The sequence below is a fragment of the Bacillus cereus group sp. MYBK101-2 genome, assembly GCF_051918845.1.
Lineage (GTDB): Bacteria > Bacillota > Bacilli > Bacillales > Bacillaceae_G > Bacillus_A > Bacillus_A paranthracis.
Genome location: NZ_JBQAIE010000001.1, coordinates 661,928 through 685,363, shown reverse-complemented (window position 1 = coordinate 685,363; position 23,436 = coordinate 661,928). Strand labels below are relative to the sequence as shown.

Sequence of the window (23,436 nt, the reverse complement as noted above, 5' to 3'; positions counted from 1 at the left end):
CTCTGCTCTCTATGCATTTACAGGCTCTTCTACATAAGAAAGGGCATTTTCAAAATCGGATATTAAATCGTCAACATTTTCAAGACCGACGGATAGCCGAAGTAATGAATTTGAAATCCCTCTTTCATCACGAGCTTCTTGCGATAGTGCTGCATGTGACATTTTAGCTGGGTAGGAAAGGATCGATTCGACAGCCCCTAAACTAACCGCAAAGACAGGTAATTTTACTTTTGATAAAAATTGGCGAAGTGCGTCTTCTGATTGTAAAGTGAAAGATAGGACAGCTCCTGCTGATGTAGCTTGAGATTGTTGAATGTTAAATCCAAGATGTGTTTGTAATCCTGGATAATAGACATTTTGAACTTTAGCGTGCTCTTGTAAATAGTGTGCAATTTTATTGGCATTAGCAGCTGAATGCTCAAGACGTACATGCAATGTTTTTAGACCACGAAGTACGAGAGAACAATCTTGCGGGCCTAGAATAGCGCCGAATGAATTTTGTAAAAAGCCAAGTTTTTGAGCGAGATCGGTATCTTTTACAACTGCTAATCCGGCAGTAACATCACTATGACCGGCAATGAATTTTGTGGCACTATGAAGAACGACATCAGCGCCAAGGTCAAGTGGTTTCTGGAATAGTGGTGTCAAAAATGTATTATCAACAAAAGTAAGGGCGCCAATAGATTTTGCAAGTTTAGAAACAGCACGAATATCTGTCACTTTTAAAAGTGGATTGGAAGGTGTTTCTACATAAAAGAGTTTTGTATTTGGCTTAATGTTTTGCTTTATTTCTTCTAAATTGGTCATATCAACAAATGTATGTGAAACACCGTAACGGGAGAGAACTTCAGTTATCATTCGATAAGTTCCTCCGTATACGTCTTCTGAAATGAGTACGTGATCACCTTGTGAAAGGAGGAGGAATGCAGTAGAAATCGCTGCAATTCCTGATGCGAAGGCAAATCCTTTTGTTCCGCCTTCTAATAAAGCAATGATGTCTTCAAGAGCTTCACGAGTTGGATTGCCTGACCTGCTATAGTCATATTTCCCGAACGTATCTACATCAAATTGGTGAAATGTTGATGTGTTATAGATGGGAACGTTAACAGCTCCTGTTTGCGAGTCATGTTTATATTGGTTGTGCAGTAAGAGTGTATCTATAGAATAACTCATATTCTTACACCTTCTTTTACAAGTTTAATGGCTTGCTTTAAGTCTTGAATTAAATCGTTACTATTTTCAATACCAACGGAAAATCGAAGAAGACGATTACATACACCGTTTGCTGTTCTAATTTCTTCAGGAATATCAGCGTGTGTTTGTGTTGCTGGATATGTCATTAAACTTTCAACACCACCGAGACTTTCGGCAAATGTAATTAAGGATAAAGATTGTAAGAATGGATTAATCCATGTTTCATCTTTCAGACGAAACGAGATCATGCCGCCTCTTCCAGGATAAAATACATCTGTCACCCCATCCTCATCATTTAAATAAGCAACAACTGCTTTTGCATTTTCTTCATGTTGTCTCATGCGAAGCGCTAACGTTTTCATACCACGAATTAATAGCCATGAGTCAAATGGACTTAAGACTGCACCAGAGGCATTATGATAATGAGCGATTTCCTCACAAAGTTCCTTTCCTTTTGCAACGACAAGTCCGCTTAGTACATCGTTATGACCACCTAAATATTTCGTTGCACTATGAAGTACAATATCGGCACCTTCTGTTAATGGCTGCTGTATATAAGGTGTGTAGAATGTGTTGTCTACAATAAGAAGTAGTCCGTGTCTTTTCGCTACAGTTGCAACAGCGGCAATATCGGTAACTTGCATTAATGGATTAGTTGGAGTTTCTATGAAAATAGCCTTCGTTTTCGTTGTGATGGCTTGCTCAATTTGTTTAATAGATTGTGTATTTACGTATCTACATCGAACGTTCCACTTTTTTTCGTGCTCAGAAAATAATCGATAAGTGCCACCGTATAAATCTTCGGAAACAATAAGTTCGTCTCCAGAGCGGAATAGGGAAAGGACAAGAAGAACGGCTGCCATCCCTGAACTACAGGCATAACCTTGTTCACCGCATTCTAAGTCTGCGATTGCCTGTTCTAATAGGCCGCGCGTTGGATTTCCAGTTCGTGAATAATCAAATCCAGTAGATTTACCAATTCCTTCGTGACGATAAGCAGTTGAAAAATAAACAGGTGGATTAACAGTTCCTGTTGTAGTTTCACTCCGGTTTCCGATTTGCGCTAATTTTGTTTCGATAGTTGACATGTGAAAATTCCTCCTTTTTAAATTGAACCATTAGTTGAATATAAAATAAAAAAGCCTTCTAAGAAGAAGGCTTTCGGTTTGAATAGAGTCTTCTTCTCATCTGTCAAATCTTTCACAATTTGCTGGAATTAGCACCTTATTAACAAATGTTAATGGTTGCTGAGGCGTCATAGGGCCAGTCCCTCTACCTCTCTAGATAAGAATGTTCGTATGAAATTTTATTATGTTTTTAACTTTACAACAAAAGATAATTGAATTGCAACTTTATTTTAAATAATTTTTATTTTTCCGCAAGTGTCATTGACTTTTATATTTGTGCGTGCTAAATTTATAAAAAAATTAACAAACATTGTTAAAAGGGGAACGCATTTCCTTTTAGCTACATAAATAAAATAATAAAGACAAACTCTTATTGAGAGCGGTGGAGGGAAAGGCCCTGTGAAACCCGGCAACCTTCAAACGAAATGTTTGAAACGGTGCTAATACCTGCAAAACGAATGTTTTGCATAATAAGAGGAGGATCGATTATGTCCCCCTCTTCAAAGTGAAGAGGGGGTTTTTATATTGATAGAAATGAGGGAGATTTGTGAAATTACTAGATTTATTATCAAAAGGAATTGTAATAGGTGATGGTGCGGTTGGGACGTTATTACATTCACATGGTTTGCAAAGTAGTTTTGAAGAATTGAATATATCTGATCCAGATTTAATTATATCGATTCATAAGCAATATGTAGCGGCTGGGGCAGATGTGATTCAAACAAATACGTACGGAGCAAATGAAGCGAAATTACGTATGTATGGATTAGAAAATCAAGTTACTGAAATTAATAGAGCGGCAGTAAAACTGGCGAAAGCATCTGTTACAGACAGAAATGCAATTTTAGGCACAATTGGTGGTATGAAACATATCGGGGCGGTTACGACAACTGATATGGAGCGAGAATTTATGTTACTGGAACAGGCAAGTGCATTATTAGAAGAACAGGTTGATGGACTGCTATTAGAGACTTTTTATGATGAGTTTGAATTACTTCATGCTGTCCAGGTGTTACGAAAAGAAACAAATATTCCAATTGTAGCGCAATTGGCGTTACATGAGGCGGGTACGACTCAAAATGGAAATGATGTAAATGAAATATTAAAACAGCTTTTAGATTACGGTGCAAATGTTGTTGGATTGAACTGCCAACTAGGGCCACTTCATATGACGGAAGCTTTTAAAATGATATCGATTCCGAAAAATGGTTACTTGTCAGCATATCCAAATGCAGGTCTCCCAAATTATGTAGAGGGACGATACGTATATGAGGGAAGTCCAGCTTATTTTGAAGCGATGACACCGAAATTTATTGAGCAAGGTATTCGTTTATTGGGCGGTTGTTGTGGCACGACTCCAGAACATATTGAAAGTATGAAACGTGCTACTCTAAATGTTACGCCTGTAATAGAAAAGGATACGGTTCAAAGACCGAAAGTAGTTCATACACATGAGAAACGTTCAAAAGCTCATGTCACTTTAGCAGAGAAAGCAAAAAAACAAACGACCGTAGTAGTGGAATTAGATCCACCAAAAACGTTAGATACGCAGCGGTTTTTTGAAGGCGCAAGAGCATTGAAAAGAGCTGGAGCAGATGCTATTACTCTAGCAGATAATTCATTAGCATCGCCCCGTATCTCGAATATGGCAATGGGAGCATTATTAACGAAGCACGATATTCCGGTATTGACGCACTTAACATGTAGAGACCATAACGTCATCGGACTACAATCTCATTTACTAGGATTATCAGCGTTAGGCATGGAAGAAGTGTTAGCTTTAACTGGAGATCCAGCGCGCGTTGGTGATTTTCCAGGTGCCACTTCTGTATATGATTTGTCCTCTATCGAGCTCATTAAAATGATTAAAGAAATGAACGATGGGCGTTCCGTTTTAGGGAAATCCATTGGACCGGCAACAAGGTTTTCTGTGGGCGGTGCATTTAACCCGCATGTAAGACATTTAAAAGCAGCGGTTAAGCGAATGGAACGGAAAATAGATGCTGGAGCAGAATATTTCTTAACGCAGCCAATCTATGATATCGCGTTAATTGAAGAAGTGTATGAAGCGACAAAGCATTTAGAACAACCTATTTTTATTGGAATTATGCCATTAATAAGTAAACGGAATGCAGATTTTCTTCATTTTGAGGTGCCCGGTATTACTTTACCTGAAGCAGTAAGAGAGAGAATGGATGGACATGAAACGAAAGAGGCAGCAATTGAGGAAGGGATTCGTATTTCTCAAGAATTAATCGATGCGGCGATGAAATACTTTAACGGCATTTATCTTATTACACCATTTTTAAAATATGAAATTACAGAACATCTTGTTAAATATGTGAGAGAAAAGCAAGAAGTGAAAGAAGGTATTAATTGATGAAATGTATAGAAGAAAAATTACAAAATAACATCTTACTATTAGATGGTGCAATGGGAACAATGATCCAGCAAGAGGACTTAACTGCGGAAGATTTCGGAGGAGAGGAGTACGAAGGGTGTAATGAGTATTTAGTAGAAACAAGACCAGATGTTATTTTAAAGATTCATAAAGCCTATATTGAAGCTGGAGCGGATATTATTGAAACAAATACATTTGGGGCAACCAATATTGTACTAAGTGATTATGAGTTATCTCATTTAGACGAGGAGCTAAATGAGAAGGCAGCGCGTTTAGCGAAGCAAGCAGTCGAAGAAAGCGGGAAGGAAGTATATGTTGCGGGAGCAATGGGACCGACAACGAAAGCGATTAGTGTTACTGGTGGTGTAACGTTTGAAGAATTAATTGAAGCTTATACACGGCAGGCAAGAGGATTGTTGAAAGGAGAAGTGGATGTATTACTCGTTGAGACGAGTCAAGATATGCGTAACGTGAAGGCTGCTTATATTGGAATTCAAGCGGCTTTTGATGAACTAAATACAGTTGTACCTATCATGATTTCGGGAACGATTGAACCGATGGGAACGACTCTAGCTGGGCAAACAATTGAGGCTTTTTACTTATCGGTAGAACATATGAAGCCATTATCTGTTGGATTAAACTGTGCGACTGGTCCGGAGTTTATGAGAGACCATATTCGTTCTCTATCTGATTTATCGGAGTGTTACATTTCTTGTTATCCAAATGCAGGTCTTCCTGATGAAGATGGACATTATCATGAATCTCCATCCTCGCTTGCCGAGAAAGTGAAGCGATTTGCAGAAGAAGGATGGGTTAATATTATCGGTGGTTGTTGTGGTACAACACCAGAACATATAAAAGCAATGAAATCCGCATTAATGTCTCTTAAACCTCGTGAACAGCAAGAGAGAGCGGGACATGGGGTTAGTGGATTAGAGGCACTGCAATATGATGACTCTATGAGACCGTTATTTGTTGGTGAAAGAACAAATGTTATTGGATCACGTAAATTTAAAAGATTAGTAGCAGAAGGGAAATTTGAAGAGGCTGCTGAAATCGCTAGAGCGCAAGTGAAGAAAAATGCTCATATTATTGATATTTGTATGGCAGACCCGGACCGCGATGAAATAGAAGATATGGAAAACTTCTTGGCAGAAGTTACGAAAGTGTTAAAAGTACCGATTATGATTGACTCAACAGATGAACATGTGATGGAGCGAGCTCTTACTTATATTCAAGGGAAAGCTGTTATTAATTCAATTAATTTAGAAGATGGAGAAGAGCGATTTAAAAAAGTGACACCGCTTCTTCGTAAATATGGTGCTGCAATTGTAGTTGGAACAATCGATGAAGATGGAATGGCAGTAAGTGCGGAAAGAAAATTAGAAATTGCGAAAAGAAGTTATGAGTTATTGACGACGAAATATGGTATACGCCCATCAGATATTATTTTTGATGCACTTGTATTTCCTGTAGGGACAGGTGATGAAGAGTATATTGGCTCGGCGGCTGCGACGATAGAAGGGATTCGCCTTATTAAAGAAGCATTACCAGAGTGTTTAACGATTTTAGGTGTAAGTAACATATCATTTGGTTTACCACCAGCTGGTCGCGAAGTGTTAAATTCCGTCTTTTTATATCATGCAACGAAAGCAGGGTTAGATTACGCGATTGTAAATACGGAAAAATTAGAGCGCTATGCGTCAATTCCTGATGAAGAAAAACGCCTTGCAGATGCATTGCTTTTTGAAACGACGCAAGAGACGTTAGAAAAATTTACAAACTTCTATCGCGTGGCAAAAAAGAAAGATGTTGTTGTCCAAGAAACATTAACACTTGATGAAAGGCTCGCAAATTACATTGTAGAAGGTACGAAACAAGGTTTACACGAAGATTTAAGTCTCGCACTTACAGAAGGAAGAAAACCTTTGGATATTATTAATGGCCCACTTATGACAGGAATGGATGAGGTAGGACGATTATTTAATAATAATGAGCTTATCGTTGCTGAAGTATTGCAAAGTGCTGAAAGTATGAAAGCTGCTGTAAGTTATTTAGAGCCACATATGGAATCTAGCGATAGTGCGAAAAAAGGGAAAGTATTATTAGCAACTGTAAAAGGTGATGTGCATGATATTGGGAAAAATCTCGTTGAAATTATTTTAGCAAATAACGGATATGAGATTATTAATTTAGGAATTAATGTTCGCTCGGATCGAATTGTGCAAGAAGTACAAGAAAAGAAGCCTGATATTATAGGTCTTTCTGGTTTATTAGTAAAATCGGCGCAACAAATGGTAACGACTGCTGAAGATTTAAAAGCGGCGGATATTGATATTCCAATTGTTGTAGGCGGGGCAGCGTTAACGAGAAAGTTTACAGATAATCGCATTTCGCCATCTTATAAAGGGCTCGTATGTTATGCGAGTGATGCGATGACGGGGCTGGATATTATTAATAAGCTTCAAAAAGAAGAAGAGCGTGAGAAGATGAAGCAGGATAAAAAAGAACGTCATCTTCATATCGTAACAAAAGAAGAGAAGAAAGTAGAAATTCCAGCAGTAATTGAGCCATTGCCGAAGGCTGAGGTTATCGTGCCGGATTCAACAAAACGAATTGTATTAAGAGATGTTCCTGTTTCACATCTCGCGCCATTTCTCAATAGACAAATGCTGCTTGGACATCACCTTGGCCTAAAGGGAAGTGTGAAGAAACTTTTGCGAGAGGGAGATAAAAGAGCGCATGAATTAAATGATTTAATAGATGAATTATTGCAGGAAGGACAATCTTGGTTAAAACCAAAAGCGGTGTATCAATTTTTCCCAGCGCAAAGCGACGGACAGAATATTGTAATATATGATCCAGAAGATCATACGCGTGTTATAGAGCGTTTCACATTCCCAAGACAAGGAAAAGCACCATATCGTACTTTAGGTGACTATTTACGCCCAGTTGGAGATGAAATGGACTATGTTGCTTTCCTATCTGTTACGGTGGGAGAAGGTGTTCGGGACATTGCTGAAGAGTGGAAGGCGAAAGGTGATTATTTACGCAGTCATGCTATTCAATCGTTAGCGCTCGAACTAGCAGAAGGACTTGCTGAAAAAACACATATGCTCATTCGCGATCGCTGGGGGATTCCAGATTCGCCAGAATTGACGATGGAAGAACGCTTCCGTACGAAATATAGAGGGATACGAGTGTCCTTCGGTTATCCAGCATGTCCAGAACTCGCAGATCAAGAAAAGTTATTTCGCTTAATTCATCCAGAGGAAATAGGTATTTCATTAACGGAAGGATTTATGATGGAGCCAGAAGCGTCTGTAACGGCTATGGTATTTTCTCACCCCGAGGCAAGATATTTTAGTGTATTATAGTCTAGAAGGGGGAGACGTATGAAAAAAATAGTCTTTACAGGTGGCGGTTCGGCAGGGCATGTAACACCTAATTTAGCCATCATTCCACATTTACAAGAACAGAATTGGGATATTTCTTATATTGGTTCTCATCAAGGAATTGAGAAAACGATTATAGAAAAGGAAGGTATTCCGTACTATAGTATTGCGAGCGGAAAGCTACGCCGTTATTTTGATTTGAAAAATATAAAAGATCCTTTTCTTGTAATGAAAGGTGTTATGGATGCGTATGTAAGGATTCGAAAACTAAAACCGGATGTGATTTTTTCAAAAGGTGGTTTCGTATCTGTACCAGTCGTAATAGGCGGATGGTTAAACAGGGTACCAGTTTTATTACATGAATCTGATATGACGCCAGGACTAGCAAACAAAATTGCGCTCCGTTTCGCTTCGAAAATATTTGTTACATTTGAAGAAGCTGCGAAACATTTACCGAAAGAAAAAGTAATTTATACAGGATCTCCTGTACGTGAAGAAGTACTAAAGGGAAATCGTGAAAAAGGTTTAGCATTTTTAGGTTTTTCACGTAAAAAGCCAGTTATTACAATCATGGGAGGAAGTTTGGGCGCAAAAAAAATTAATGAAACGGTTCGAGAAGCGTTACCAGAACTTCTGAAAAAATATCAAATTGTTCACCTTTGCGGAAAAGGTAATCTTGATGATAGTTTACAAAATAAAGAAGGATATAAACAATTTGAGTATGTACACGGAGAACTGCCAGATATATTAGCCATAACAGATTTTGTTATTTCACGTGCGGGCTCTAATGCCATTTTTGAGTTTTTAACATTGCAAAAGCCGATGGTTTTAATTCCACTATCGAAATTTGCAAGTCGTGGAGATCAAATACTAAATGCAGAGTCTTTTGAGAGACAAGGATATGCTTCCGTATTGTATGAAGAAGATGTGACTGTGAAATCTCTTATAAAGCATGTCGAAGAATTAAATCAAAATAATGAAGTGTATAAAACAGCTCTAAAAAAATATAATGGAAAAGAAGCAATTCAAACAATCATTCAACATATTTCAGAGGCATGATGAAACAATCATGCCTCTTTTAGTAGGATGAAAGATTCCAAGAAACGGTGTTTTTATGTTACAATAGCAAATGGATTAGTAGGGAAATTCCAATTAATGAAGCGTGAAAATACGAATGGATTAGGAGTGACTGTGTTGGAGCTAAGTCTCTATGAAAATACTGCACTTATTATATGCTTTGTGTTGTACGTTGGTAGTGTTATTGTTTATATTTCAAGGAAATTTTCGCAAGAAAGAGAGCTTGAAAAATCAGAAATAACAGCTGAACTAGAAATGTTAGCTGATGAAAGTTATAAAAAACAAAAAATAAAAGAAGACCATGAGGCATCCCATCATTTAAACGCAAATAAGTTTTAAAGATGGGGATTTTTTTTGAAGGAGATGCAACTGAATTTGCATCTTATGTTATGAATCATGTGAAATAATAGTAACTATCTAAAAGGTTATAAAAGTGATCTTTTGGGTACAGTGATGATAAGAAACATATATAAAGGAGTACATAATATGAAATTAGAAAATGGATGGGAAACGAGTTTTTTAGAAGTCGTACAAAATAGTGAATTTAAGAAAGAGGCACTTCTTAGCCAATTACTTTTTGCAGATAGTGAAGAAGTTGAGGAGCTTGTAGATGATTATGGTTATGAAGAAATCATTGACCGCGAACATGATGATGAATTAGCTCATATTTTAGGAGAAGAACTTTTTAGTGAGATGGAACGACACGTATTCTTATCTTCACAGCCAGAAGAAAAACTTATTTCATTCGTAAATGGATTAGGTTTTCATGTGTTAGATTGGATCGTTCTTCTTGAAACAGAATTTGGCATCGATAGTGCACACTTTACGTCGGATGCTGTGAAAATGTTAGAAAAGCGTTTTAGACAATTTCCATACATAGAAGATAAAACAATTTTTGACATGACATTTGGAGAAGCAATGGATGTATTAGAGTCTATTACAGGATTACAACTGAAAGAAAAGATGAATGTATAATGTAAAAAAAGAACGTGAGGCTATCACGTTCTTTTTTTACATTATAATAATTTTATCATCTAGTTTCGTTTGTCCGCTAAGAAGTGCGTTTAAATATTCCACTTTTCTTATACAGGCTTGTATATGTCTTTCAACCTCTTGTAACTCTGCTTGGTGATGCGTTTCAATAGGATGAATTTGTACGTTGAATTTTTCAAATTGACTACTATATGTTATTTCTGCATAGCCGCTCATAATATCTGTTTCGTTATGAAATAAAAATTGCTTCGTTTTGTCACAGAATGATACATTCTGAAAGCCATATACTTTTAATGCTTCAATTACTTTTTTTATCATTTTTCTATTCATTTTTTTTAACCCTCTTTACGAAGTTCTACTTATACATTATAACATAAAAAATTACATAGAAAGCGCTTCCAAGTGTATTTTATTATAAACTTTACGTTTCAATCACAAAAATGAAACAAAGAAAAAATAATTGTAAAGAAGGGAGGACTCTTTTATTGTTTCGTCATATATATAGAGAAATAGTGCAATGAAAGGAAATTTTCCGAGGTGGAGATCGTATTTCCAATTTGAGCGCAGTAAAAGAGGTGAAGATCTTGAACTTTGATATTGTAGGACAAAAAGCATATATAAAAGATGGACCGCATCGGAACCGAATTGGAATTGTAAAGAAAAACGAGACAAAATTAGAATCGCAGTTTGCTATTGTAATTGGAGAACAAATCATTGATGTAGAGCTAAAGGATATCGTATTAGTTGGAGTAGACGTAGGACAATTTCATAAATGGTGCGAACAAAATGGTTATTTGTGAAAAGGACGGGCTGTGAGATAAAGAGGAAGATGAAAAGAACTAAAAAAGGACGCTAACAAAACTGTTAGCGTCCTTTTCATTATGAAGCAATTTCACCAGTTTTTATCTCATCTTGATTGTACGTATCTTGATCTAATTCACCAAGCCATTTACTCGAAATAAGACCTGCTGTCATAGAACCACTTACGTTAAGAGCTGTACGACCCATATCGATTAATGGTTCAACTGAGATAACAAGAGCGACAATACCGATTGGTAAGTTCATTGTAGATAGTACGATTAACGCTGCGAATGTTGCACCGCCACCAACACCGGCAACACCGAATGAGCTAATCGCAACAACAGCGATTAAAGTTAAAATAAATTGTGGTTGTAATGGATCAATTCCTACAGTTGGAGCGACCATCATTGCAAGCATTGCTGGATAAATACCTGCGCAACCGTTTTGTCCGATAGATACTCCAAATGATGCTGCGAAGTTTGCAATCCCTTCAGAAATACCAAGTTTTTCTTTTTGAGCTTCAATATTTAATGGCATTGCACCAGCACTAGAGCGAGATGTGAATGCAAATGTTAATACAGGGAACACCTTTTTCAAATATTGAATTGGATTTAAACCAGATAGAGCAATTAATAATAAGTGGATAACGAACATTATGATAAGTGCCACGTAAGACGCTAACACGAAGTTACCAAGTTTTAAAATAGCATTTATGTCGCTACCAGCAACTGTTTTTGCCATAAGAGCTAATACGCCGTATGGAGTAAGACGTAAAATTAATGTTACCATACGCATTACAATTGCATATACAGCATCAAGCATTTTCTTAAATAGCTCTGCTTGTTCTGGATATTTTCGTTTTACACCTATAAAGGCGATACCGATAAATGCTGCAAATATTACAACAGAAATTGTTGAAGTTGGACGAGCACCTGTTAAATCAAGAAATGGATTTGTAGGTAACAGCTCTAATAATTTATCTGGAATTGTTGTCTTCTCAATAGAAGTAAATCTTTCTTCAACTAGCTTCAGACGAGCAGATTCTGCATCACCTTGTTGCAGACCAGTTGCAGATACATCAAATCCTGCACTTGCAGCGATACCGACAGCTGCAGCAATTCCTGTAGTCAGAATTAAAATTCCGATAATAAGACCACTAATTTTACCAAGGTTTTTCGTTAACTGTAATTTTGTAAATGCTGAAATAATAGATACTAAAATAAGTGGCATAACGATCATTTGAAGTAACTTCACATAACCGTTACCGATTAAGCCAAACCAAGTATTTGATTCAATAATGACTTTAGAAGTTGGCTCATAAATAAATTGTAATATAAGACCGAAGATAATTCCGACTCCTAAAGCGGTAAATACACGTTTATTAAAAGATACATGCTTACGTTGCATATAATATAATACGCCAACTAAAATGAGCATGACTGCAACGTTAATTCCGACAAGCAGTGTATTCATGATGATTCCCCCTAATTCCAATCTGTTATATAGAATATAAATCAATAAAACCTATAAGTCAACTAGGGAATTCCGGAATTAAAAAAAGATGGCGAAATGCCACCTTTTAATGTCCAGCCCCTGGGACAAGTAAAAACGTCGTGTAGTATGTAAATCCTATGAAGAAAACAGTCAAATATGCCCCGAATACGTATATATACATACGCTCTGTTAATTTTAAATAGCTTAAAAGTACGAAGAATCCTGTTTGGCCTAAAAATAGTAGTGCAGCCGAATGCATATCCCCTACGTAAAACATAACCGAGAAAATTCCAGTCCAAAAGCCGAGAACGCGAAACATGCGCTCCATGCCATCTCCCTCCTTTTCTAAAAAAAGTAAACCTCACTTCATTATAGTTTATTTTTCTTACTATTGTAAATATTCGTTCATATAAAAAGAAGCCAATTATAATTGGCTTCTTTTTATATGAGAAATTAAATTGTTAGTTTATAATTACAAGATTTACATCCATCTAGTAAACTATCGTTTCGTGTTAATTCCGTGTTAGGGAATAGGATTTCAAAAATCCCTTTCATCATATCTCCGTGCATATTACAAATTTCAGTTGGATGATGAACGGCAACTTCTTTAAATGGACAATTGTGTACATCATAGAAAATTTTCGTTCCATCTGCACTTAATTCAAATGCGGGTGATAAGCCAGCTGTCGAAAAGGCTTCTTTTGCAATTTGAATTTTTTGTTCCACTGTTAAAGCATCTTCACTCACATTTAAACGCTGCATATGTTGTTGCATTAATTCGGCCCCGAATTGTTTCCCTGTTTCGTAGAGCGCTTTTTCACCAGCAGTACCAAGGCTAAGTAAAGAATTAAACGCGATTTTTGCTAACAATTGATAGTCACGGAATGGAAATTGTAATTGGATAACATCTTCAGATAATACATATAATCTGCTTGGTCTTCCGCCTTTTCCAGTTTTCTTCGTTTCGGATTTCAGCATATGAACATCTTCTAATTTAGATAAATGTAAACGCGCTACGTTTGGATGAATTTCAAACTCATCTGCAATTTCTTGTACAGTTACGTAACTATGTTTTTGAGAAATATATTTATAAATGTAATAACGAGTTGGGTCAGCTAAAACACCTGTAATTTTTAAAGCTTGTTCCATGAGGATCTCCACCTTTATCACTTTATCCAAGATAATAACATTATAATACAGATAAACATGAGTATAGGTAATTTCAGACAATAATTCGGAAATTGTTCATAATTTCACAAACATATTTTTCCTTTTTCATCTAGTGAAAATGCAAAAATACCGATTTTTCAGATGGATTTCTTCATGCTATATACATAGTGGGGAGGGAAAAATGATGAATGGAATTGAAAGCTTTGCGAATATGATTTTAAAAGAAGCGTGCAGGGTACAAGCGTCGGACTTACATATTGTGCCCCGGCAGAAGGATGTAGTGGTTCAGTTGCGTATAGGAAAAGATTTAATGACGAAACAATGCATTGAAAAGGAGTTTGGAGAAAAACTTGTTTCACACTTTAAATTTTTAGCATCCATGGATATAGGGGAGAGGCGGAAGCCACAAAATGGCTCACTGTATTTACAAATGGACGGACAAGAAGTGTATTTACGTCTTTCCACGCTTCCAACTGTATATCAAGAAAGTCTCGTTATTCGTCTTCATTTACAAGCATCTATTCAGCCGTTATCTCATCTTTCGTTATTTCCAAGTACAGCGAAGAAACTACTTTCTTTTTTACATTATTCCCATGGGTTACTCGTATTTACTGGACCGACTGAGTCGGGGAAGACAACAACAATGTATGCATTATTAGAGGTAATTAGAAAAAAGAAAACACGCCGCATCGTTACACTGGAAGATCCAGTTGAAAAAAGAAATGACGGTGTATTACAAATTCAAATAAATGAAAAAGCAGGTATCACATATGAGGCGGGACTAAAGGCTATTTTGCGTCATGATCCAGATGTTATTTTAGTGGGTGAAATTCGTGATGAAGAAACAGCAAAAATCGCTATAAGAGCAAGTTTGACTGGCCATTTAGTAATGACGACATTGCATACGAACGATGCGAAAGGAGCGATACTTCGGTTTATGGACTTTGGCATAACGAGGCAAGAGATTGAACAATCTTTATTGGCTATAGCTGCACAGCGACTTGTTGAATTGAAGTGTCCGTTTTGTAAAAGAAAGTGCTCAACTGTATGTAAATCAATGAGGCAAGTAAGGCAAGCGAGTATTTATGAGTTGTTATATGGATATGAGTTAAAACAAGCGATTAAAGAAGCAAACGGGGAATGTGTCACGTACAAGCATGAGACATTAGAGTCTTCGTTGCGAAAAGGATACGCTTTAGGATTTTTAGAAGAGGATGTTTATGTTTAAGAAAATATGGAGTTTAAGTGATCAAGTAATATTACTGAAACGATTAGGAGAACTATTAGAAAAAGGATACTCTCTTTTGCAGGCATTAGAATTTTTACGGTTTCAATTACCTTTAGAAAAGAAAGTACAATTGCAGCGCATGATTGATGGATTAAAAAATGGAAAAAATCTACACGATTCTTTTCATCAATTAAAGTTTCATCAGGAGATGTTAAGCTATTTATTTTATGCCGAGCAACATGGTGATATTTCTTTTGCGTTGCAACAAGGGAGTGCACTTCTTTATAAAAAGGATAAGTATAGGAAAGATATGATGAAAATAATGCAGTATCCTATGTTTTTGGCGTTCTTTTTAATAATCATGATTTTGATTTTTAACCGCATTTTATTACCACAAGTTGACATGGTATATAGTTCATTTGGTTCTACAGCACCGTTATTCACAGAACAAATATTAAGTACAATTAAGCTACTACCCTATCTTATTTTTAGCACTATTTTTATTGTTATGGTGGGTTGTAGTGTATATATATTGTACTTTCGGAAACTCCCGCATATGAAGCAGATAAAAATTATGCTTTGTATCCCCCTTGTAAAAACATTTCTTATTTTAAAGCATTCGCATTATTTCGCTACTCAATTGAGCGGCTTATTACACGGAGGACTATCAGTACTTGAGGCTCTAACAATAATGATGGAGCAAAAGTATCAGCCGTTCTTTCAATATGAAGCGGGTCGAGTTAAACACCAATTAATTGCGGGAGAATCGTTGCAATCTATTATTGCTAAAAGCGGATATTATGAGGAAGAACTTTCTTATATTATTACACATGGTCAAGCAAACGGTAATTTGGCGATTGAATTAGGTGATTATAGTGATCTGATTATGGAAAAGATGGAGCAAAAAATTAAACGTATGTTAGTGATTATTCAACCGATTTTATTTACGTGTATTGGAGCAATAGTTGTTCTTATGTATTTAGCGATGATTATGCCAATGTTTCAAATGATGAATTCTATATAGGAGGCATTTACATGCAGAATGAGGAAGGGTTTACCCTTTTAGAAATGTTATTAGTTATGGTCGTCATCACTGTATTATTACTATTAATTATTCCAAATGTAGTTACGCAGCGCTCATCCGTCGAAGGAAAAGGATGTAAAGCCTATGTGAAATCTATAGAAGCGCAAATACAAGTATATCAACTACAACATAATAAAATTCCCTCGCTAAAAGAGCTAATTGATGGGAAATATATTACAAAGGATGAGTGTCCGAATGGTGAAGCTATTCATATTTCCAATGATGGCACGGTAACAAGTGGGAAACTGTGAAGCAAAAAGGTTTTACACTTTTAGAAATGCTACTCGTTTTATTTGCCATTTCTGTATTAAGTATGGTCACGTATTTTCATGTACATTCATTATACGAAAAACAAAAAATCGAACAATTTTTAAGACAGTTTTCAAATGATATTTTGTATATGCAACAATTAGCTATAAACCGTCAAAAACACTATACATTACGATGGCATAAAGATAGACATATGTATTATATAGGGGAATCGAGTACGGATCATTCTATCATTAAAAGAGAATATGATAGCGATATACAATTGGATTTGAATACTTTTCCAAATCCGATGACATATAATCCGAGTGGGAATATTAATAGAGGTGGCACGATTTTACTTTCGTATCGAAGTTATAAATATGAGATTGTATTCCAGCTTGGAAGAGGGAGATTTACGTATCGTGAAATGTCAAAAAGGGTCAGTGATGGCTGAAATGCTTGTAGCATTAAGTATAGTAATGATGATGGTATCTTTACTACTTCCGCAAACAGTATTGATTATGCAAGAACGAAAAAACATACAAATTCGTTATAAGGCATTTGTATTATTAAAAAAAGAAGCAGCTTTATATATGTATGAGAATGAGGCAAAACAACAGAAAGAAAAAGTCATAAATGGAAATGTATATTACACATATTGGGGAGGAAATGAAGTTTGTGCGATGTGGAAAGATGTGAGAGGAAAAATGATGGAACAATGCTTTTATGCGGGAGAAAAAATGAATTAGAAGTTGGATTTACATTAATTGAAATGATCGTATGTTTTTTTCTGTTATCACTTTTCTTTTTACTCTTACCACGTCTAAGCTTTATTGGAATAGAAAACAAGCAATCAAAAGGGTTAAATAATTGGGAATGGGATGTGTTTGTAGGACAAGTACAGTTAGAGTTTCGGGAAGTATCATTTGTGGAAAAAATAGTTCCTGAAAATAGAGAGAGTATGTTGCGCTTCCGTCTTCGCACTGGAGATGAAGTGACGTATGAAAAATTGAATAATCACCTTATAAGAAAAGTGAACATGCGCGGAAGAGAAGTTATATTACAAAATGTTGAAATGGTTTCGTATGAAGTAACACCTCATTTGCTCTTTATCAATGTGAAAGATAGGAGCGGGAAAAAATATGAAGGTGTAGCTATAAGGTATAGCGAAATGGGAATACATGTATGATAAAACAAGATGGATTTACGATGCCAGGAACAATCATTTTTCTTATATTATTAACTTCGTTCTTTATATACGAAACGAATATGTTGCTTATAGATAAAAAATTTTATATTGAAATAGAGCAAAAGTTTGTACTGGAGGAAATACTAAATCAATCTATTACAAATATAAAAAAAGACTTACGGCAAAAAGAAAAGGAAGATACTTTTTTCTTTTCATATGAAAAGGGCGAAGCGAGTGGAAATTACGTATTTGAAAACGACGTTATTCTCGTTTCATTGCAGTGCAAAATAAAACAGGAAGTTTTCTATAAAGTAAGCTTTCGGTATAGAAAAAAAGATGAGAAAATATTCGATTGGATAGAAGGATAGTATGTGAAATATATGGATAAAAAACCATGATTTATCATTTGAAAATAGGCTGTTTTTTAAAAGGAAATGGATAAATAAAACAATTAAAAGTTTAAATTTTCTCAAAAAAGAGAAAGGTAGAAAGAATATGATATATTCATGCTATCCAATCATTATTTTTAGGGAGAATAGGGAAATGACAAACAACAATCAAATAGGTGAAAATAAGGAACAAACTATTTTTGATCATAAAGGAAATGCAATTATGACAGAAGATAGGGAAATACAAATTATTTCAAAATTCGAAGAACCTCTTATTGTCGTGTTAGGAAATGTATTAAGTGATGAAGAGTGCGATGAATTAATTGAATTGTCTAAAAATAAATTAGCGCGTTCTAAAGTTGGTTCATCACGTGATGTAAATGATATTCGAACGAGTAGTGGTGCATTTTTAGATGATAATGAACTTACTGCGAAGATTGAAAAACGAATTTCATCTATCATGAATGTTCCTGTTTCGCATGGAGAAGGATTACACATTTTAAATTATGAAGTGGATCAACAATATAAAGCACACTATGATTATTTTGCGGAACATAGTAGATCAGCTGCTAATAATCGTATTAGTACGCTTGTCATGTACTTAAATGATGTAGAAGAAGGCGGAGAAACTTTCTTTCCGAAATTAAATCTTTCTGTGCACCCTAGAAAGGGAATGGCAGTATACTTTGAGTATTTCTATCAAGATCGATCACTAAATGAGCTTACGTTACACGGAGGGGCACCTGTAACGAAAGGTGAGAAATGGATTGCAACACAGTGGGTGAGAAGAGGTACTTATAGATAAAGCGAGTATGTTACGTTTTGTTCTTCAGTGTATAAGAAGAACAAAACGTTTTTTTATTAAATAAAGTAGCATCTTTCGTTATAATAACAAGTAATACATGACGATTGAGAGGAACGAAAATGAAATCTATATACATAACCGGCTATATGGGAGCTGGGAAAACAACAATTGGAAAAGCATTAAGTAAAGAACTTCATATGGATGTTATAGATACAGATCAAAAAATTGAAGAGAAGCAAGAGAAGGAGATTCGTGATATTTTTGCCGAAGAAGGTGAAATGGCTTTTCGGGAATATGAAAGTGAGATGTTACGTTCACTACCTGTTGAAAATGTAATCATTACAACTGGCGGCGGAATCATTGAGCGAGAGGAAAACCGAAAGTGGATGAAGGAAAATGGAAATGTCGTGTATTTATATTGTGATCCACATGTAATTGCAGAAAGGCTTCGTGAAGATACGACACGCCCACTATTTCAGAAGAAAGATATAGATGCATTTGTAATGAAATTCGAATTGCGCCGAGCTTATTATGAAGAGGCTCATATTCATATCGATACGACGAATAAGTCTGTAAAACAAATTATGGATGAATTAAAAGAAAAGATTAATGAATAAAAAAGTGGACATACTAATCAAGTAGAGGTGATGATAATATGTCTACTAATGATTATGTTCGCTTTGTGACACAGCAGTTTGTGTCGTATATGGATGCTCCAAAAGAAGATCGTAAACAAAAGAAAGAACAACGCCGTGCTGAAAAAGAGCCATTTATGAATAAGTGGTTTGGTGTTATGCCGCTAAGTGCTGCTTTGTTTTATCAAAACGTAAAAAATAAAAGAAAAAAATCAAGTTAAAGATTTCGTAATATGTGTAGCAAAATGAAAATCCCCTAGTAGCATCATACTACTAGGGGATTTTCATTTACTGCATAGACTCTTTTTCTTCTGTAACGGCATGTATTTTATTGTTTACCCAGACAAATCCAATTCCAATACAAATGGAAATGCCCCATCCAACAGCGGTCATAATTGCTCTCATTTCACCGTAGCCATCTACACCGAAAACAGAGATGAAATAAATTTTTAAGAAGCTTTTTAATATGAATTGGAGACCGAAAAAGAGCGTTAAATATTGCAATGCTGGATAGATACGACTATCACGATACAGTTCACGACTTTTATCACGGTCATGGCCTTGCAGTGCAGCAATATCTGCTGCGAAATATAACATAAGTGGTTTTTTTATAAAAATTGTACATATAACGATAATACCGAGTACGATGTGATAATACGCATCGTTCCACAACATTCGTTCAGCTGATCCAGATAATAGATCTACCGTTGTATTAGAAATGAGTGTAATTAAAATAAAGAACCCTGTCACGTTAAACTGCTTTTCTTTTTTAAAGGTATACAGTGTATAAATAATTCCCGGAACAGAGGAAAGTAACATCGCATAATACGGATCGATATAAGGTTTTGCGAATTTCCAAATGAGGAATGGGATTACGAGATAAAAGACAAGATCTAATATAGCTTTTTTATTTTGATTCATATACAGCCTCCTTAAGTCATACATATATTTTATAATATAATTTCTGAAAATTGTATAAGGTTTATTGAAAAAAGAAAAAGTATATGATTAGTAGATTGAAAAAATTGCCCCTAGCGTAGTAAGTTTTTTTAGTATATAATAAAGGAAACGCTTTCATTTTTAGTTTGTTCACAAAATGGACGGAAAATCACATATTTACTATCGATATGTTGCTTTATAATGAAACTAATTAAATATACATGCATACAATATTGTGAAATAAATAACATAAATAATTTATATAAATGTAAACGTTATCAAAAGAGAGAGGTGGAGGCAATGAGTAAATTTTTCTTCAATCATAATCCAGCAACAGTAGAGGATGGAAGGCTTGTTGAATATGCGGAAATTATTTATGGAGAAGGCGGCCGTTCTGTATTAGAAAATTTAATGGTGAAGGCATCTATCAGATTGCGTGATCGTTATCCGAATAAATCTGACGAGCAGATCTCGAACCTCGTAAATAAAGGCATCCATGATATGTTTCAAAAATATGTGAGTGAGTAAGAGTAGCCATTGGCTACTCTTATTTTTTTGTATAAGGATGGTGTCTCTAGCTGAAAATAAGGGTGTATTTTGAAAGATATAAAAAGGAGGGGAAAAGATGAGCAATGGAATTGGCCGTTCAAAAGAAAATCTTCCAACTGATGCTAATCATGTGAGCGCAAAGGATCGTGCGTATCAAAAACGCATGGCAAAGCAAAAACAACAAGAGCGTAATGGCGATAGAGGATAACTAAAAAAAGCTCCTTCTAAAACAGAAGGGGCTTTTTAAGTTAGAAAATGATTCGCGGTAACATAAAAGAGTCCACCGTTAATAATTTGTACTGTAATGCGGGGTTCATATTGTTCTTGCAAAGCTTGCTTTTCAATTTCATAGCTTTCGGGAAGTTCATCACTTTCTTCATAAAAACGATTTAAAAGGTCTAAATCGTGATTCCAGCGCACTCTTGCTTCTTTCGCCCACGTATGGTCATCTTCTGCAATGATATTTTTTAAAGCGTCCTCTATACGTTGTAAACCGCTTTGCGGTTTAATAATAGGCGAGAGCGTAAAACAAAAGTCAGGTATTTTCGGTGTAAGTTTAATTTTCGTTAATGTTTCATGAAAGTTTGCAATCATTGTGCCAGAAATAAGATGAATGCCAATGGAGTGGAGGATATCTTTTTTTCGATCACATTGATAGGAAACTTTTATATTTACACCGAGCCACGGATGGAGCGGTGTATGTGTCGCTCCGCTATGCCGTACTTCCTCATATAAGCGTATGTAAGAGCCTAATTCTTTTGTCGTTTGAAAAATTTGATGAAGACGTGGTGAACCGTAGTGGATAAGCTCACCATCGTTTTCTTCATTTTCTGGATTTGTAATAAGAGTAAGGCGCATCGGATTCGGTACGCCTCCTGTTTTTTCAAGATAGTGCCAATAAAAAGGGCGATTCATTAATAATTTATCCATCTCAATTGTTAATTGCACATCCAATAGATGAGGAGAACGTTCTAAAATTTCACAGTTATTCGCCTCAAAAAAATTGTATAAGTAATTATGAATTTCATGTTGCTGCATAGCCGTGCACCTCAGCTTCATTTCGCTTCGCAAAGTCGATAATAGATGTTAAGTTTTCCATCTTAATTCGGATTTCTCCTTCGCTTTTTGATTGCGCAAATATTTCTTGAATGTGTGCGTCGATGTTTTTCATATTAATTCTCGTTAAAATTTCATCAAGTTCACCGATCACACGCTCAAATAAATTAATTTTTTCATATAACAGTTTCAAAATATGTTCTTCCACAGTGTGTTTTGTAGCTAAGTTATAAATATGAACATCATTCTTTTGACCAAGGCGGTGAATACGTCCGATTCTTTGTTCAAGGCGCATTGGGTTCCATGGTAAATCGTAATTGATCATATGGCTACAAAATTGTAAGTTAATTCCTTCACCACCAGCTTCCGTTGCGATTAGCACTTGCGCATGATTTTGGAAAAGTTCCTTCATCCAATCTTTCTTTCCTCGTTTAAATCCGCCGCGGAATGGGACAGAAGAAATACCGTGCTGTTGTAAAAACCATTGTAAGTACATTTGTGACGCTCGGTATTCTGTGAAAATGACGACTTTATCGTCAATTTCTTTTATAAGCTCTAGCGCTTTATTTGCTTTTGAGTTAAAAGGAATACGGTTAATTTTGTCCATTAGCACATCAATATGCGGATCTTTTACGTAATTCTCATTTTCCTTCTGTCGTTTTTCTACATGTTTTTTTAATGAATAGTAAACGGCCTCGCGACTACTACACGCTTCCCGTTTTAAAGTTAATGATGAGAAAGCAGATGTGAAGGCGTCTTGTCCTCGCCAATTTTCGATATCATTATATAGAGCTTGCTCTTCTTCATTAAACTCAACAAAAATTGTACGTACATGTCTCTTTGGCCAATCAATCCCGGTATTATGACGCCGATTTCGGACCATTACTTTGTTAATAAGAGCTTTTAAATCTTCATCAGATTCGGCTGAACGATTTTTTGAAGCATAATATTCTTCAAAATTGGATTGATTGCCTAAATGTCCTGGTTTTAATAAAGAAACGAGGTTGAAAATTTCATCAATCTTATTTTGGACAGGAGTAGCGGTTAATAATAAACAAAATTTCTTTTTTAATCGCTGTGCAAATTCATAGTTTTTTGTTTTATTATTTTTAAGTTTATGTGCTTCATCGATAATAATAAGGTCATATTCTAAGTTCAAAACGATATCACGATGTGGTGAACGTTTTGCAGTATCAATTGATGATACAATCACATCGGCTTGTTCCCACGAGTAGCTTTTCTTTTGAGCTACAGCTGGAATGAAAAACTTTGTATTTAATTCGTATGCCCATTGTGATACGAGAGAGGCTGGAACGAGTATAAGTACTTTTTTCACAAGGCCGCGGACCATATATTCTTTTAAAATAAGTCCAGCTTCAATCGTTTTTCCAAGTCCTACTTCATCTGCTAGAATCGCTTTACCATTCATTTGTTCAATAACATTTTGAGCGACTTCTAATTGATGAGGAAGTGGTGTGAAATGGGATAAATGTTTCGGTGCTTGTAATCCATCAAAAGTAGGAACAAGTAATGATTTTTCTGTTTCATAAGCTAAATGATATAAATCCCAATTTGTCCAAGGACCATCTTCATCAATTCTATTTAAAAAATTGTTTTGCCACGTTCGATCTATGGAAATATCGACATTCATTACGACTCTC

General features: G+C 35.7%; 28 protein-coding genes and 2 riboswitches. Of the genes, 18 read left to right on the top strand and 10 right to left on the bottom strand.

Going from position 1 to position 23,436, the window contains the following annotated elements; genetic code table 11:
* Nucleotides 1-9: 9 nt before the first annotated feature.
* Nucleotides 10-1,173: a cystathionine beta-lyase gene (gene metC, locus ACTFSI_RS03665; protein WP_000122291.1), complete on the bottom strand. Its 1,164-nt coding sequence runs from the start codon at nt 1,171-1,173 to the stop codon at nt 10-12.
* Nucleotides 1,170-2,282, bottom strand: coding sequence for a cystathionine gamma-synthase/O-acetylhomoserine thiolyase (gene metI, locus ACTFSI_RS03660; RefSeq protein WP_000103875.1), 1,113 nt, complete (start codon nt 2,280-2,282; stop codon nt 1,170-1,172). Before metI ends, metC begins: the two co-directional genes overlap by 4 nt.
* Before the next feature lie 93 nt (nt 2,283-2,375).
* A riboswitch (SAM riboswitch) is annotated at nt 2,376-2,485 on the bottom strand.
* Nucleotides 2,486-2,688: 203 nt separating this feature from the next.
* Nucleotides 2,689-2,798: riboswitch (SAM riboswitch) on the top strand.
* Nucleotides 2,799-2,868: 70 nt separating this feature from the next.
* On the opposite strand from metI, the gene ACTFSI_RS03655 reads away from it, so the two are divergent.
* The 5 genes from ACTFSI_RS03655 (at nt 2,869) to ACTFSI_RS03635 (ending at nt 10,169) form a co-directional block, all read left to right on the top strand.
* The gene (locus tag ACTFSI_RS03655) at nt 2,869-4,701 is read left to right on the top strand and encodes a bifunctional homocysteine S-methyltransferase/methylenetetrahydrofolate reductase (protein WP_000770334.1); all 1,833 of its coding nucleotides are present in this window, start codon (nt 2,869-2,871) and stop codon (nt 4,699-4,701) included.
* Complete coding sequence (metH, locus tag ACTFSI_RS03650; RefSeq protein ID WP_270362660.1) at nt 4,701-8,099, top strand: methionine synthase; 3,399 nt, start codon at nt 4,701-4,703, stop codon at nt 8,097-8,099. The genes ACTFSI_RS03655 and metH overlap by 1 nt, the downstream gene beginning before the upstream one ends.
* A gap of 18 nt (nt 8,100-8,117) precedes the next feature.
* Nucleotides 8,118-9,176 (top strand): undecaprenyldiphospho-muramoylpentapeptide beta-N-acetylglucosaminyltransferase, encoded by a 1,059-nt coding sequence (murG, locus tag ACTFSI_RS03645; RefSeq protein WP_000724748.1) that lies wholly within the window; start codon nt 8,118-8,120, stop codon nt 9,174-9,176.
* 96 nt (nt 9,177-9,272) lie between these two features.
* The gene (locus ACTFSI_RS03640) at nt 9,273-9,533 is read left to right on the top strand and encodes a DUF3966 domain-containing protein (protein WP_000817964.1); all 261 of its coding nucleotides are present in this window, start codon (nt 9,273-9,275) and stop codon (nt 9,531-9,533) included.
* A 147-nt stretch (nt 9,534-9,680) separates the two neighbouring features.
* Nucleotides 9,681-10,169, top strand: a complete 489-nt coding sequence (locus ACTFSI_RS03635; protein WP_000764273.1) for a hypothetical protein — start codon at nt 9,681-9,683, stop codon at nt 10,167-10,169.
* 36 nt (nt 10,170-10,205) lie between these two features.
* Here ACTFSI_RS03635 and ACTFSI_RS03630 read toward each other — a convergent pair whose 3' ends face one another.
* Nucleotides 10,206-10,517 (bottom strand): hypothetical protein, encoded by a 312-nt coding sequence (locus ACTFSI_RS03630; RefSeq protein ID WP_001080447.1) that lies wholly within the window; start codon nt 10,515-10,517, stop codon nt 10,206-10,208.
* 254 nt (nt 10,518-10,771) lie between these two features.
* Here ACTFSI_RS03630 and ACTFSI_RS03625 point away from each other — a divergent pair, with 254 nt between their 5' ends.
* A complete protein-coding gene (locus ACTFSI_RS03625; protein WP_001008330.1) occupies nt 10,772-10,987 on the top strand; it encodes a DUF3912 family protein in 216 nt (71 codons plus the stop codon).
* Nucleotides 10,988-11,066: 79 nt separating this feature from the next.
* Here ACTFSI_RS03625 and ACTFSI_RS03620 read toward each other — a convergent pair whose 3' ends face one another.
* The 3 genes from ACTFSI_RS03620 to ACTFSI_RS03610 form a co-directional block, all read right to left on the bottom strand.
* Nucleotides 11,067-12,461: an L-cystine transporter gene (locus ACTFSI_RS03620; RefSeq protein ID WP_440045239.1), complete on the bottom strand. Its 1,395-nt coding sequence runs from the start codon at nt 12,459-12,461 to the stop codon at nt 11,067-11,069.
* A gap of 106 nt (nt 12,462-12,567) precedes the next feature.
* Complete coding sequence (locus tag ACTFSI_RS03615) at nt 12,568-12,810, bottom strand: DUF2626 domain-containing protein (protein WP_044793797.1); 243 nt, start codon at nt 12,808-12,810, stop codon at nt 12,568-12,570.
* Between the two features lie 125 nt (nt 12,811-12,935).
* Entirely contained in the window at nt 12,936-13,631 is a 696-nt protein-coding gene (locus ACTFSI_RS03610; protein ID WP_044793798.1) for a helix-turn-helix transcriptional regulator, read from the bottom strand.
* 205 nt (nt 13,632-13,836) lie between these two features.
* Here ACTFSI_RS03610 and comGA point away from each other — a divergent pair, with 205 nt between their 5' ends.
* From comGA to ACTFSI_RS03560, 10 genes are all read left to right on the top strand, one after another.
* Nucleotides 13,837-14,880, top strand: a complete 1,044-nt coding sequence (comGA, locus tag ACTFSI_RS03605; protein WP_440045238.1) for a competence protein ComGA — start codon at nt 13,837-13,839, stop codon at nt 14,878-14,880.
* Nucleotides 14,873-15,904, top strand: coding sequence for a competence type IV pilus assembly protein ComGB (comGB, locus tag ACTFSI_RS03600; protein WP_265152896.1), 1,032 nt, complete (start codon nt 14,873-14,875; stop codon nt 15,902-15,904). The genes comGA and comGB overlap by 8 nt, the downstream gene beginning before the upstream one ends.
* 11 nt (nt 15,905-15,915) lie before the next feature.
* Entirely contained in the window at nt 15,916-16,215 is a 300-nt protein-coding gene (gene comGC, locus ACTFSI_RS03595) for a competence type IV pilus major pilin ComGC (RefSeq protein ID WP_001178694.1), read from the top strand.
* A complete protein-coding gene (gene comGD, locus ACTFSI_RS03590) occupies nt 16,212-16,667 on the top strand; it encodes a comG operon protein ComGD (RefSeq protein WP_000810387.1) in 456 nt (151 codons plus the stop codon). The genes comGC and comGD overlap by 4 nt, the downstream gene beginning before the upstream one ends.
* On the top strand, nt 16,660-16,962 hold the full coding sequence (gene comGE, locus ACTFSI_RS03585) for a competence type IV pilus minor pilin ComGE (RefSeq protein WP_070806834.1): 303 nt from the start codon (nt 16,660-16,662) through the stop codon (nt 16,960-16,962). Before comGD ends, comGE begins: the two co-directional genes overlap by 8 nt.
* Nucleotides 16,932-17,402: a competence type IV pilus minor pilin ComGF gene (comGF, locus tag ACTFSI_RS03580; protein ID WP_000923058.1), complete on the top strand. Its 471-nt coding sequence runs from the start codon at nt 16,932-16,934 to the stop codon at nt 17,400-17,402. Before comGE ends, comGF begins: the two co-directional genes overlap by 31 nt.
* Nucleotides 17,399-17,770, top strand: a complete 372-nt coding sequence (gene comGG / locus ACTFSI_RS03575; RefSeq protein ID WP_000595196.1) for a competence type IV pilus minor pilin ComGG — start codon at nt 17,399-17,401, stop codon at nt 17,768-17,770. The genes comGF and comGG overlap by 4 nt, the downstream gene beginning before the upstream one ends.
* Nucleotides 17,771-17,945: 175 nt before the next feature.
* Nucleotides 17,946-18,596 carry a 2OG-Fe(II) oxygenase gene (locus ACTFSI_RS03570; protein WP_044793803.1) on the top strand — a complete coding sequence of 217 codons (651 nt, stop codon included), beginning with the start codon at nt 17,946-17,948 and terminating at the stop codon, nt 18,594-18,596.
* A 119-nt stretch (nt 18,597-18,715) separates the two neighbouring features.
* Nucleotides 18,716-19,213: a shikimate kinase gene (locus ACTFSI_RS03565; RefSeq protein WP_044793804.1), complete on the top strand. Its 498-nt coding sequence runs from the start codon at nt 18,716-18,718 to the stop codon at nt 19,211-19,213.
* Between the two features lie 38 nt (nt 19,214-19,251).
* Nucleotides 19,252-19,452 carry a YqzE family protein gene (locus ACTFSI_RS03560; RefSeq protein WP_000106079.1) on the top strand — a complete coding sequence of 67 codons (201 nt, stop codon included), beginning with the start codon at nt 19,252-19,254 and terminating at the stop codon, nt 19,450-19,452.
* Between the two features lie 67 nt (nt 19,453-19,519).
* On the opposite strand, the gene ACTFSI_RS03555 is transcribed toward ACTFSI_RS03560, so the two are convergent.
* Together ACTFSI_RS03555 and ACTFSI_RS03550 are read right to left on the bottom strand one after the other, a co-directional pair.
* Nucleotides 19,520-20,152, bottom strand: coding sequence for a VC0807 family protein (locus tag ACTFSI_RS03555; RefSeq protein ID WP_001073109.1), 633 nt, complete (start codon nt 20,150-20,152; stop codon nt 19,520-19,522).
* Between the two features lie 128 nt (nt 20,153-20,280).
* Nucleotides 20,281-20,397 carry a hypothetical protein gene (locus ACTFSI_RS03550; protein ID WP_003279814.1) on the bottom strand — a complete coding sequence of 39 codons (117 nt, stop codon included), beginning with the start codon at nt 20,395-20,397 and terminating at the stop codon, nt 20,281-20,283.
* Nucleotides 20,398-20,470: 73 nt separating this feature from the next.
* On the opposite strand from ACTFSI_RS03550, the gene ACTFSI_RS03545 reads away from it, so the two are divergent.
* Nucleotides 20,471-20,698 (top strand): hypothetical protein, encoded by a 228-nt coding sequence (locus tag ACTFSI_RS03545; RefSeq protein ID WP_000032699.1) that lies wholly within the window; start codon nt 20,471-20,473, stop codon nt 20,696-20,698.
* A 97-nt stretch (nt 20,699-20,795) separates the two neighbouring features.
* Nucleotides 20,796-20,927, top strand: coding sequence for a hypothetical protein (locus tag ACTFSI_RS03540; RefSeq protein WP_000064669.1), 132 nt, complete (start codon nt 20,796-20,798; stop codon nt 20,925-20,927).
* A 35-nt stretch (nt 20,928-20,962) separates the two neighbouring features.
* On the opposite strand, the gene ACTFSI_RS03535 is transcribed toward ACTFSI_RS03540, so the two are convergent.
* Together ACTFSI_RS03535 and ACTFSI_RS03530 are read right to left on the bottom strand one after the other, a co-directional pair.
* Nucleotides 20,963-21,757, bottom strand: coding sequence for a YqhG family protein (locus ACTFSI_RS03535; protein ID WP_001183969.1), 795 nt, complete (start codon nt 21,755-21,757; stop codon nt 20,963-20,965).
* Complete coding sequence (locus ACTFSI_RS03530) at nt 21,744-23,426, bottom strand: DEAD/DEAH box helicase (protein WP_001100018.1); 1,683 nt, start codon at nt 23,424-23,426, stop codon at nt 21,744-21,746. Before ACTFSI_RS03530 ends, ACTFSI_RS03535 begins: the two co-directional genes overlap by 14 nt.
* Nucleotides 23,427-23,436: the final 10 nt, after the last annotated feature.